This is a genomic window from Bacteroides sp. AN502(2024) (genome assembly GCF_041227145.1).
GTDB lineage: Bacteria > Bacteroidota > Bacteroidia > Bacteroidales > Bacteroidaceae > Bacteroides.
Window position 1 is genome coordinate 851,378 of sequence record NZ_JBGFSP010000003.1, and the last position, 12,390, is coordinate 863,767.

9 protein-coding genes are annotated in these 12,390 nt (G+C 39.4%); 3 read left to right on the forward strand and 6 right to left on the reverse strand.

Translation table 11 applies throughout. The features are described from left to right. Window positions 1-9: 9 nt before the first annotated feature. The 5 genes from AB9N12_RS03295 to AB9N12_RS03315 form a co-directional block, all read right to left on the reverse strand. Window positions 10-1,176 (reverse strand): DUF1735 and LamG domain-containing protein, encoded by a 1,167-nt coding sequence (locus tag AB9N12_RS03295; RefSeq protein WP_369889645.1) that lies wholly within the window; start codon window positions 1,174-1,176, stop codon window positions 10-12. A gap of 10 nt (window positions 1,177-1,186) precedes the next feature. Next, a complete protein-coding gene (locus AB9N12_RS03300; RefSeq protein WP_369889647.1) occupies window positions 1,187-2,263 on the reverse strand; it encodes a glycoside hydrolase family 18 in 1,077 nt (358 codons plus the stop codon). Window positions 2,264-2,288: 25 nt separating this feature from the next. After that, a complete protein-coding gene (locus AB9N12_RS03305; RefSeq protein WP_369889648.1) occupies window positions 2,289-3,911 on the reverse strand; it encodes a SusD/RagB family nutrient-binding outer membrane lipoprotein in 1,623 nt (540 codons plus the stop codon). A gap of 11 nt (window positions 3,912-3,922) precedes the next feature. Continuing rightward, window positions 3,923-7,249, reverse strand: a complete 3,327-nt coding sequence (locus tag AB9N12_RS03310; RefSeq protein WP_369889649.1) for a TonB-dependent receptor — start codon at window positions 7,247-7,249, stop codon at window positions 3,923-3,925. A gap of 132 nt (window positions 7,250-7,381) precedes the next feature. Continuing rightward, the gene (locus AB9N12_RS03315) at window positions 7,382-8,797 is read right to left on the reverse strand and encodes an ATP-dependent RecD-like DNA helicase (RefSeq protein ID WP_369889651.1); all 1,416 of its coding nucleotides are present in this window, start codon (window positions 8,795-8,797) and stop codon (window positions 7,382-7,384) included. Window positions 8,798-8,892: 95 nt separating this feature from the next. Here AB9N12_RS03315 and AB9N12_RS03320 point away from each other — a divergent pair, with 95 nt between their 5' ends. The 3 genes from AB9N12_RS03320 to rsmD are packed head-to-tail and all read left to right on the forward strand — an operon-like array spanning window position 8,893 to window position 10,873. Next, window positions 8,893-9,579 carry a hypothetical protein gene (locus AB9N12_RS03320; RefSeq protein ID WP_369889653.1) on the forward strand — a complete coding sequence of 229 codons (687 nt, stop codon included), beginning with the start codon at window positions 8,893-8,895 and terminating at the stop codon, window positions 9,577-9,579. Further along, window positions 9,579-10,349 (forward strand): DUF3822 family protein, encoded by a 771-nt coding sequence (locus tag AB9N12_RS03325; protein WP_369889655.1) that lies wholly within the window; start codon window positions 9,579-9,581, stop codon window positions 10,347-10,349. Before AB9N12_RS03320 ends, AB9N12_RS03325 begins: the two co-directional genes overlap by 1 nt. After that, complete coding sequence (gene rsmD / locus AB9N12_RS03330) at window positions 10,340-10,873, forward strand: 16S rRNA (guanine(966)-N(2))-methyltransferase RsmD (RefSeq protein WP_369889657.1); 534 nt, start codon at window positions 10,340-10,342, stop codon at window positions 10,871-10,873. Before AB9N12_RS03325 ends, rsmD begins: the two co-directional genes overlap by 10 nt. A gap of 25 nt (window positions 10,874-10,898) precedes the next feature. On the opposite strand, the gene cls is transcribed toward rsmD, so the two are convergent. Further along, window positions 10,899-12,338: a cardiolipin synthase gene (gene cls, locus AB9N12_RS03335; protein ID WP_369889659.1), complete on the reverse strand. Its 1,440-nt coding sequence runs from the start codon at window positions 12,336-12,338 to the stop codon at window positions 10,899-10,901. Window positions 12,339-12,390: the final 52 nt, after the last annotated feature.

Genomic DNA, 12,390 nt, shown 5'->3' on the forward strand with positions numbered 1-12,390 from the left:
ATGAGTTTATTATTGAGGTAATGAGACAGACACCCAATTAGGTTCGTTTTCAATGGTCAAGTCATAGCCACTCGCACTATAATCTTTTGCTACAGTTCCCGAGCCTTCGTTGAACTTCCAATAAGCAATAAGTCCTTCTGAATCGGGTTCTACTGTATAGAAGTGATTGGTAGATTGGATTTCCTCAGCAGTAAGCACCCGGTTCCAAATTCTAGCTTCAGAAACAACTCCATCAAAGTAACGGTCGCTTGAGTAAGAGTAACCTACCCAGAAACAACGTGAACCATCTTCTTCATTCGTATGTTTAGCTCCCAAATTAACGGAAGTTTTAGATACAGAGTCTGAAAGTTTCTCTACTCCATTGACATACACCTTAATGACACCTCTGTTAAAGGTAACAGCCAGATGATACCATTTGTTACTTTCAAACTGTAGATCTGTACTTGTACAATTTCCGCCAGAGGTAGCCACCTGTAATTGGTTGGCTGGAACGCCGGCATCACCGATACGTAACAGGTAGTTTCCTTCAATACCCATTAGTGTATTTAATGTATTGGGGAACGAAGTAGCTTTGAACAAAATTTCCATTGTCTGCTCCGTCAAATGATTGAATTTAGAGTCATTATTAAAATCGGGATAAGCACGATTTCGATTAATATTGCATACTACATTAATGAGTGATGCTCCGCGGAATACATAATAATATGTTTTGGCACTTTGTAATACTCCAATTCCCTCCACGGATTTAATAGTTACGGGGAGTACATAAGTAGTCTTGAGGTCAAGCTCACCTGTATTGATGAATTCAATAAACACTTCAGGACTGACGATACTACCGGACTTTATGCTTGTAGTAGTTTCAGGCATGGAATAGTGTTCTTCAGGCAAAAGTATTGCACTTTCATCATAATATGCCATTTTATAAGTTGACAAAAGTTCAGGAGCCGGTGCCATAGTTACCATGATATCATGTTCCTCAGGTTTGGCTATAGCAACGGAAATGCCAGCTTCTACATTTGTATCACCAGCTTTAAACAGTATTTCTTTAGTAAAGTTGGATGCTGAAATAAAAAGCTTGTTATCATAGTGTTGCTCGTTTTCATCATAATTCCGGCAGCTACCGAGAAATACAGAGAAACCGGCAAGAGCAGTGATTATCAGATTGTTTAGTTTCATAAGATGTTTTTTATTTAACGGTTGGACTCAATATATTAATGGCTTCTTTTATATTCGGATAAATGTTGACAACATTAAAGTAGTCTTTTTCCGCTGCATCAATCGAGATTCCGGTTTTGGTATATTCAGAAGTCTTTGAGACAGCCCATTGAGCCGCTCCTATGATAGCAGATGAACCATCGCTTAGTTTCCCATTATAACTCCCTGAATTGGTAAGATAAGGAGTAGTCACCCCTATCACAAAGCGGTCGGTGGGTACATCCTTGGCAGATGCCATTAACACAAGATATGACATCTCATTTAGATTCTTGGCAGCATGTGCATTTACAATAATATACTTACAATCTGCAAATAACTTCTTGTCGATAACATTTTGCGGAGAACCTTTGAAAATAATTGTTTTATCCGTATTTGAAGCTTTCCAATTAGATACCACATCAAAAAATGCCGCTTGACGTGCTGTTTCAGCAGCTATTTCGTTTTCCTCAACCAGTGAATTAAGGTCAAAACCCGTATAGTTTGCTATAATTCCGTCTACACCCAAAGCACTGCTTGCTGCAACTTGTTTAGCCGCTTCATCCTTACAGTATTCGATAAAGCGTGTTGCATTATCAACAGGTTCTTCTTCTCCTTCATTCTCTGTTTCATCGGAAACAGTTTGTACATTGGCAGCTTCCTCATCAAGGATTCTTTTCCATGCACTTTCTATTTTATCGAAATCTACCAGACCTAACACTTTGGTACCTAACCGACGCACCTCTTCCATTTCAGATGCATTTACTTCGCTCACTTCCATGATATTATTCAAACAAATGTAATCAATACTGTCGGGCATATCAGTAAGATGTTGGCTGCGCGAGGTTGGAATAGTGCTGACATTGTCAATGGAAGTAATCACAACCTGATGTTCCGATGTCTTGAATTCATTCAAAGACTTTACGTATTGAGCGTAAAGTTCAGGGTTCTGTTCCTCAATAGTTGCCGTATTTAGTTTAAGACTTTCTACACCTGTCCAGTCGGAACAAGATGCTACAGCAACCAGTATCATTGCAGAAAACAATGTTTTGAATATACTATTTCTCTTCATATTCATTAAATTTCTTTTGATATAATTATTTGCAATCCCACCAAACATGAGTAGCCATTGAGTCTCCTTTTTTAGTCTTAGACTCTTGAGCCAAAGTCAAAACAGCAGCCTCTACGCTTTCTTTATTTTCACGATATTCATCGGTCGGATATGGCATACGGCGCGCACCTTCTGTATCATCAACAATACCACTGCTGGCATTTGCCGCCATCGGCATCAACTTTGGATATCCCGTACGTCGATATTCAGACCACGATTCCATACCATTCGGGAAATTGGCAATCCATTTCTGAGTAATAATCTGTTCAAGACTTTTCTCAAAGTCACCACCGGTCCATGCTACCGTAACATCGGTATTAATCGAACCGGAATAATCATAAGTCTGCCCGCTCTGCCCTTTTAACGGATCTTTGTAGACTTCTACTTTTCCTGTATTCGCCAAATAGCTTTCTACTCCACTACTAATATTGTTTTCTTCAAATGACAAACGGATACCTGCTTCATAAAAGTCTCTCGGGGAACCTCCCATATTCCATCCACGAAGAGCTCCTTCAGCACGTAAGAAAGCAACTTCTGAAGCACGGAATACCACAATGTTATCACTTGCAGCTACTTTCATACAAGAAGAACCTTGTGACCAGGAATTATACTGCCCCTGTAAAATACCCCGACGCAATCCGATATAACCTTCTTTTCCCGTATATGCATCTCCTGATACGGAACCAAAAGTACTTTTGCCATAATAGGCTTCACGACGAGGGTCATTATAACCATTCATGTAACAAGTTAAATCGGCCGAGATTCGTGCGTCAGACCATAGTACCATAAAACGTTGCCACGGATTGTGATCGGCAACTTTGCGATAAGCACCGTCAGAGGCGGTAGTCATTACGCCTGCTTCTACAGCTTCTTCAGCCAATTGCTGCGATGTTTTTCCGTTCACATTGAATCCTGCTACGTAACAAGTACGCATCGCCATTCTAAGCTTCAGAGAGTTGGCAAACTTGCACCATGCTAATGTATTACCATTATATATTCTGTCCGCACTTGAACTGAAACTCTGGCTGGCATATTTACTCAATACTGAGATAACATGATCCAAATCCTCGAACATCTTAGTATAAACAGCTTGCTGAGAATCATAAGGGGATTTGATTGCGTTAGCGGCTCCCACCTGTGAATAAGGAATAGGACCATAGGTATCTGTTACACGTAACATAACAACAATGCGATATAGCTCAGCCAATGATAAGAATAATTCATCATCACTCTGATTCTTCAAATTGAAATAATCTGGATAGAACTTTGAATAAAAGTCATTAAATGGAACTTTCTTCCAGTCATCCGAAGGATTATAAGTTGCATAACGCCCAGACCAACCTGTTCCCAAATTAGAGTCTGCTACATATCCCGAGAATCCTCCCGCCATCAAACAGTCTACATATTGAGAAAAGTTTTCTTGTTCCGGTATCATTAAATCCTGCAAATTAAGAGCCAGTGACCTCACTAAATACCAATCTACTCCCATGTCGTTCTGATCCGGTTCATGAGGATTCTTATTATAATCTTCAAAGTTTCCCGTACATGCAGTTGCACTAAAAAGAAACAAACCAGCGACTATAAACTGTACTATTGTATTTTTCTTCATCTTTTCAGTTTTTAGAATTTAAGTTTCAAATTGAATCCTACACTACGAAGGCTAGGCATCATAAAGTAATCAATTCCTTGATAATAATTACCTGTAGTTGCCACTGACTCCGGATCGAAAGGAGCCTTACAGTAAACCATCCACAAATTACGTCCTACTAATGAAAGAGTTATATCCATTATGTTTTTCAGTTTTTTCCTTGGAATGGTATAACTTACTGAAGCTTCTTGCAGACGCAAGTTAGTGGCGCTATACGTATAGTATTGAGGAATACCACAGTCAGCACCGACTACTGAATACCATTTTTGTGCATCAATTCTGTCATTACCATTTATCACAACCCCACCATTATCACGGGCTACCGCAGTTACTTCAGACACACCATAGGAGTCAAGTACAGCCTGAGTAGCAGAATATACAACACCTCCCAAACGAGCTGTCAACAAGAAGCCAAGCCCCCAGTTGCCATATTGGAAATCATTACGCCATGCCATATTAGCTTTGGGGAAGACAGAACCTAGATAAATATCATCAACCTTATCATTTACTGTCACATTTCCATCTTCATTCACATAAATCTTATTATTCGAATCGCGGAGTAAGTCGGACTGTGAATAGAGATCACCCAAAGAGCCACCTACCTTTAAAATAAACCGGGCCTTTGATAAACCACCTACATCCATTCGGTCTTTTGTTATCTTTTCCCCTGTTACAGGATTTATATACCCGTCAATCAAACTTATTATTTTGTTTTTATTGGCACTGAAGGTGTAATTCGAACTCCATGTAAATTTATTCCATGTATTCTTGTAACCCAAAGAGAGTTCTATACCACGGTTGCGTACATTACCAGTCTGTGCATAAAAAGTGCTGTATCCTCCTGTTGGAGAAAGTTTGGCATCCATGGTCTGGTTATAAGTCTTAGTATTGTAGAATGAAACATCCAGATTGAAGTTTTTCAGAAAACGTGCAGTAAGACCAACTTCCCAAGAATCTGTTCTTTCCGGCTTCAAGTCATATAATGGATATGCAGATTGAGAAGAATACGCTCCGGTAGAAGTATTCCAAGAGAAAGTCGGATAGGCCAGAAAACGTCCGAAGGGTAGACCAACAGAAGCCCATGAAGCACGTAATTTCAAGTAAGAAATACTTTCAGGTAACTTAAACAACTCTGACAAAACAATAGAAGTACCTACTGACGGATAGAAAAAAGATGCTTGTTTTGAGTTCGGACCCGCCAATTGGCTCGGCCAATCGTTACGTCCGGTAAGGGTTAAATAATAAGTACTCTTATAACCAACTTCGGCTGATGCAAATATAGATTGAGTCTGTTCACGATAACCGGTTTCCTCACGTTTACCTGTATCCTTATCCAATTGGACAACAGTGAAAAAGTTAGGAAGGCCGTTTGCAGCAATCGGTCCACTGACACCCAGGGCCTCTGATCGGTTATCCGAATAAGAAGCACCTATATTGGCAGTCAGACTCCAATCCTCTCCAAATGTCTTGTTAATATTCAGCAACAAATCTGCGTATGTCTGTTTGTCACGAGTATTTGTCACTCCGTAAAAACCATTTTTACCTTCAGCGATGGTTTCAATAGTAGAAGCATAATATTTTTGTGTATATGCGTTATAGGAATTATCTAAACGTACACGCCCGGCTACATTCAACCAACTTAAGATATCATAACTCAAGGCTGCACTCAACATATAACGGTCTTTATCATTCTCGCGCAAGTTACGGTAGTTGATCCAGTAAGGATTTTGCAAACGGAAAGAACCACCACCTTGCGGCCAGTATTGAGTATACATGTTACGCTCTAAATCATAACGTTCATACATCTTATAATCTTCCCAGTCATTGCCGCGTGGAAACAAATAGGCAGAAGCCAATGGATTGGCATAAATACCTTGGTTTACCATATTACGGTCTTTCTGCATGATATATTGAGCCCCCACATCCAACTTCATCTTATCATCCAGAAAAAGAGTTGTATTACGGAATGTGAAGTTATAGCGTTCATACTTGTTATTGGGAATAATTCCACGTGAATTAACCGCAGCGGCAGATAAATAAGTCTGATTGTGCTCAGTTCCGGTAGAAAGTGTTATAGACTCTGTTCCGATAAGTCCCGTTTGGAAATAATCACTTGAAGGATCGTATCCATAGTAATTGGCATCGTTCAGTCTCTTTCCCCAGCTGGCATCTGTGCCGGATGTGCCATAACGATTCTGGAATTCCGGCATAACAAACTGGGATAACATTTCTGTATTACTGGACACAGTCAGTGACACACGTCCCACTTTTCCTTTCTTTGTGGTAATTACAATAGCACCATTGGCAGCATTGCTACCATATAATGCCGCAGCAGCGGCTCCGGATAAGACCGACATCGATTCAATATCTTCCGGGTTAATATCTGCTATAGCTTCTGTGGAACCTTGTGATTGGAATTCTTCAGAACCACCTGAAGCACTCAAATTATACATTGGAATACCATCAATTACATAAAGTGCATTGGAAGATTGTTCAATACCTCTTGATCCACGCATAACAACCTTACTTGCACCACCAATACCGGAAGAAGAAGAGTTGATGTTCAAGCCTGCGACCTTTCCATTCAAAGAGTTGATAAAGTTTGCATCTTTCACAGCCAAAGCCGATTCTGCATCTACTTGCGTTACATTGTAACTCAAAGCTTTCTCCGAACGTTTGATACCTAGTGCTGTAACTACAACTTCATCAATCACTTGTGTATCGTCCATCAGTGTGATATTGATAGAGGTTTGACCTTTTAATGGTACCTCCTGTGTTTTATAACCAATATAAGAATAAACAAGAACAGGGTTATTACTTTTTGTGATTATTTGATAATTACCATATAAATCCGTAATAGCTCCATCTGTTGTTCCCTTTACTAAGATACTAACACCAATTAAAGGTTCACCATTAGAATCCAATACCTGTCCGGTTATAGTACGTTCTTTTCCTCTTTGCTGTTGTACTGAATTAGAATCTGCTTTTTCAGATAAATAAATAATATTCTCCTCTATTTTATAAGAAACCGCTTTATTTTTAAGGAGTGCACTTAATACTTGCTCCAAAGAGGCGTCTTTCACTTTAAGAGGCTCAACCGTGATGGTTGAAAGTTTGTCATTGTAAAAGAACTGATACTTTGATTGTGACTGGATTTGCTTAATTACAGTGCCTAAAGTTGTACGAGGAGTTGATAAGGTCAACTGCGCCATAGCCCATTGTACAGGAACTGCCCAAAACAAAAGGACCAATAAAGCTCGAAATAACTTCGAGTTTCGAAGCGAATGTTTGCTTTCCATACATTTTATTTAATGGTTATACATTTTATTAAACTCTCAAGGAGGGTGTCGACTTTCCCTCCTCTGTTAATAAAACAAAGCTAAAACAATAAACACTTAGTCCGATTTATCTTTTTTGCAAAAAAATCTTTTTTAGACTTGTTCTTTCGGATAATTCACCAAATACAATGTCTTTGTTGCACGAGTAAAAGCCGTATAGAGCCATCGAAAATAATCCGGAGTCAGATACTCATCCGTCATATACCCCTGATCTAAAAAAACATTCTTCCACTGCCCACCTTGCGCTTTATGACAAGTTATTGCATATGCATACTTCACTTGCAATGCATTATAATGCGGATCAGCTTTCATCTTTTTCATCCGGTCTTTTTTGATTGGAATATCTATATAGTCCTCAAGTACTGTATAAAATAATCGGTCATTGTCTTCTTTTGATAATGCAGGTGAGTCCGAGTGCAAAGTATCCAACAACAGATTTGCATCCAGTTCAAAATCATTCTGGTCAGGGAAACGGAGAGTGACTTCCGCAAAACGAAAGCCATATATGTCACGAGTTCGACGAACACGCCGGACAACTGCTATCTCGCCATTCGCTATAAAATCCATCTCCTTATATTTCCCTGTCCAATAGTAATTGTTTTTGGCTATCATCAACATATCTCCTGCATTCAATTCATCTTCACGCCAAAGAATTTGAGCACGTATTCCATTATTATATAGGTTTGCACGCTTATTGGAACGACAGACAACAATCGTCTCATCCATACCATCATGATCATAACAATTAGTAAGTTCCTCTATCAGTTCAGTTCCAGGTACCAGTTTAATATCAGGAAAGCCTGCTATTTTTATCTTAGGCAAAGAATAACAATCACCTTCCGCTATCAATTGCCTCAATTGTGTGGCGTTCCATAATATTCCGGATTCCTGTACCTGACGGACTACTTGAGTAAGATCCATCTCACGTACTTCAAGTCCATACCCCTTCAATGCATCTGAGAAAAATGCCGGACTTAACTCCTCTCCTACCGGAGGAAGCTGCGCGGTATCCCCCATTAACAAGAGACGACATCCCTGTCCCGAATAAACAAATTGCACCAAATCATCCAATAGGCGACCGGTTCCAAACACACTCCCCGACAACCCTTCGTTTGAAATCATGGAAGCCTCATCAACGATGAATAAAGTATTTGTAGCCAGATTGTCATTAATCGAAAAATTACTAAGCTCATTCGAAAAAGACTGTTGCCTATATATTTTTTTATGAATAGTGAAAGCCGGATGTTCTGCATACGCTGAAAAGACCTTTGCCGCACGTCCTGTAGGAGCCAGCAATACACATTTCTGCTGCAACAGATCCATGGTTTTCACCAGTGCCCCGACCAATGACGTTTTACCAGTACCGGCATAACCTCTTAAGATAAAAACTTCGTCCACCAGAGTAGATAATAAAAACTCTGAAAGAGATTTTATAGCAATTTCCTGCTCTAAAGTTGGCTGGTAAGGAAAATTTTCCTTAATTTGCCTTTCTAAATAGTTATTTATCATTTTTGTATGAGAAAAAAGTTCGAGGAACTATCGTATTTAAATTTATTTATTCTATTTTTGCGATGCGAATATAACAACTAAAAACATAATTTATCATGAAAACAGTATTTAATATTGTATTAGTGCTCTGTGCTGCCGCATTGGTTTATATCTGCTACACCAGCATTATGGGTCCTATCAATTTTGAAAAGGCAAAGAAGGAAAGGGAAAAAGCTGTCATTGCCCGCCTGATTGACATCCGTAAAGCACAGCAGGAGTATCGTATGCTACACCGCGGAATGTATGCCCCCCAATTAGACACGTTAATTGATTTCGTTAAAAATCAAAAATTGCCTTTCGTTATGAAAATCGGGCAGCTGACAGATCAGCAGCTGGAAGATGGATTGACAGAAAAGAAAGCAGTAGACATCATCCAAAAAGCGAAAAAGACCGGTAGATACGATGAAGTTAAGAAATGGGGACTTGAAAACTTCAAACGTGACACAATGTGGGTAGCTGTATTGGATACAATTTATCCGAAAGGTTTCAATGCGGATTCTATGAAATACATTCCTCACGGAAACGGCGCTCAATTCGAAATGAATGTGAGAAATGACACTGCTAAATCTGGTGCTCCAGTATACTTGTTCGAAGTAAAGGCTCCATACGAGACTTACTTAAACGGACTTGACAAACAAGAAATCATCAACCTAAAAGACCTGGATTCTAAACTAGGCAAATATAGCGGTTTGATGGTAGGTTCTATCGATACTCCAAACAACGGTGCTGGTAACTGGGAATAATGATTGATTTTACTAAATCGAAACAATATACTTTATCCATCCGTCTTAGTACGGATGGATTTTCTTTTTCTATCTATAACCCGATTCATGATGATTCGCTTTCAGTTATAGAGAAAGAGATAAATGTATCTCTATCCCTTACAGCCAATCTAAAGGCAGTCTTTCACGAATCGGACTTCCTCAACCATCCTTACAAACGGGTAAATATTATGATGGCAAACAAACGCTTTACAATCGTACCATTAGAGTTGTTTGAGGAGGAGCAGGCAGAACTTCTGTTTTATCACAATCATCAGAAAAGAGAAAACGAAACGGTACTGTATAATATTCTAAAACAGAATAATATAGTTGTCATCTTCGGCATAGATAAAAGTGCACAAAACTTTTTGAATGAACACTATCCCGAAGCTCGTTTTTATTCTCAAGCCACTCCATTCATCGATTATTTTTCTGTAAAAAGCAGATTGGGAAACAGTAAGAAGATGTATGTTTATGTACGTAAAGACGGCATTGACATCTATTGCTTTGAACGAGGACATCTGCTTCTGGCCAATTCCTTTGAATGCACGCACACAGAAGACCGTATTTACTATTTATTGTATGCCTGGAAGCAACTGGAATTTAATCAGGAACGAGATGAATTACACCTAACCGGTACACTACCGGAAAAAAAGGTATTAATGAGCGAACTGAAAAAATTTATCCTACAGGTATTCATCATGAATCCTGCAACTAATATTGACATGCAATCCTTATTAACATGCGAGTAATCAGCGGTATTTACAAACGAAGAAGATTTGACGTGCCTCGAACATTTAAAGCACGTCCCACAACAGATTTTGCCAAAGAGAATCTTTTCAATGTCCTTAATAACTATATTGATTTTGAAGAAGGGGTAACAGCTCTCGATTTGTTTGCCGGGACAGGGAGCATCAGTATCGAACTGATATCTCGTGGATGCGACCGAGTTATCAGTATTGAAAAAGATCCTGCGCATCACTCGTTCATCTGCAAAATCATGAAAGAGGTACAAACAGACAAATGTCTACCAATACGTGGAGATGCATTTAAGTTTATCAAGAATGGCCGCGAACAGTTCGACTTCATCTTTGCCGATCCGCCCTACGCTTTAAAAGAATTGGAAACAATACCCGAATTAATCTTTCAGAACAACCTTCTCAAAGAAGGAGGATTATTGGTACTGGAACACGGAAAAGATAATAATTTCGAAGATAATCCACATTTCATGGAGAGAAGAGTGTATGGAAGCGTAAACTTCTCACTGTTTAGATAAGCTCCCACCGATATCTCATCCTTATTTAAAGTAGCGGAGCCAATAAACGCACGATAGACTCCGCAGCTTTTTGTCTCCACGAACGTCTCACCCAATTCTTTAAAAAGATCTGTGTACTTTCACGCTGATCCTGAAGAAATATCTCTTTCATTTCAAGAGCTGTTTCTATGTCATACATAAAAGCATTCACTTCAAAGTTGTGTTCAAAGCTACGAAAGTCAACATTAGTAGATCCCACTGTAGAAAGCATATCATCTGAAACCATGAGCTTAGAATGCAAAAAGCCTTTCTTATAAAAATAGACTTTAACACCTGCCTGCATCACATCTGCCAAATAAGAACACGATCCAAGATGAGTTATCCAGTTATCGGCACGTTCCGGCAACATCAAGCGTACATCTACCCCTGATAATGCGGCAGTTTGCATAGCAGCCAATATTTGCTCTGTAGGTAAGAAATAAGGTGTTTGCATATAGAAATATTTCTTTGCACTGGTAATGGCAACTGTCAAGCCCTGCATAATTTCTTTCCACGGTCCGATGGGCTCACTCGTAACAATTTGCACCAAAGAATCCCCACAAGAATCAATCTTTGGAAAATAACGAGAAGCAGTTATCAACGTACGATCTACAAAATACCAATCAAGCAGGAAAGCCGTTTGTAAACCATGCACAGCCTTACCTTCCAACATAATATGCGTATCGCGCCAAATGCCCCAGGAAAAACCACGCATATAACGTTCTGCCAGATTCATTCCTCCAACGAACCCTATACGTCCGTCAATGACAACAATCTTTCTATGGTTACGGTAATTCACCCTACTGGTAAATAAAGGAAAACGCACCTTCAAAAAGCTTCTGACTTCAATACCGGCATTACGCATTTCTTCAAAAAAGCGGTTAGGTACATGCCAGCAACCTACATCATCATAGATAACCCGCACTTCAACTCCTTGAGAAGCCTTTTCTATCAGTACGTCTCTGACCAGACGCCCAATAGCGTCATCCTCAAAGATATAATATTCCATGTGAATATGTTGCTTCGCTTTTTGCAGTTCACGTAATAATGACTGAAGTTTGGTATATCCTTCAGTATAAACTGCCACTCGATTTCCCTCAAATGGAAATGCCTGGTTCGTTTGTCGGAAAAGCTGAATAAGACGGCAGTATTCATAGGGAATATCCGAACAATCCTGCGCCAGATATTCGGCCATTGGTTTCTTCAATAGGCGGTCGTAGCTTTTTTGCCCGATGATACGTTCGCGACGCTGGCTCCTCCCAAAGAAAAAATAAAGGATAAGTCCGACAATAGGGAGAAAAAGTAATACGAGTATCCATGCCATGGTTTTAACCGGATTCCGGTTGTCAAGAATGATAATGACAATCGTACCGATAATGGCTCCAAAATAAAGAATATCAAAAGCCACTGTTGCTATCTGGCTAAGCATATAGTTCCAATCAATCATAGGAATCACCTTTCATACAGATACTGAGCAACAAATATAGAGTAAATTATCG

Coding starts and splice junctions, on each gene's coding strand:
- AB9N12_RS03295 (WP_369889645.1), bottom strand. CDS start 1,176: ATGAAACTAAACAATCTGATAATCACTGCTCTTGCCGGTTTCTCTGTA.
- AB9N12_RS03300 (WP_369889647.1), bottom strand. CDS start 2,263: ATGAAGAGAAATAGTATATTCAAAACATTGTTTTCTGCAATGATACTG.
- AB9N12_RS03305 (WP_369889648.1), bottom strand. CDS start 3,911: ATGAAGAAAAATACAATAGTACAGTTTATAGTCGCTGGTTTGTTTCTT.
- AB9N12_RS03310 (WP_369889649.1), bottom strand. CDS start 7,249: ATGGAAAGCAAACATTCGCTTCGAAACTCGAAGTTATTTCGAGCTTTA.
- AB9N12_RS03315 (WP_369889651.1), bottom strand. CDS start 8,797: ATGATAAATAACTATTTAGAAAGGCAAATTAAGGAAAATTTTCCTTAC.
- AB9N12_RS03320 (WP_369889653.1), top strand. CDS start 8,893: ATGAAAACAGTATTTAATATTGTATTAGTGCTCTGTGCTGCCGCATTG.
- AB9N12_RS03325 (WP_369889655.1), top strand. CDS start 9,579: ATGATTGATTTTACTAAATCGAAACAATATACTTTATCCATCCGTCTT.
- rsmD (WP_369889657.1), top strand. CDS start 10,340: ATGCGAGTAATCAGCGGTATTTACAAACGAAGAAGATTTGACGTGCCT.
- cls (WP_369889659.1), bottom strand. CDS start 12,338: ATGATTGATTGGAACTATATGCTTAGCCAGATAGCAACAGTGGCTTTT.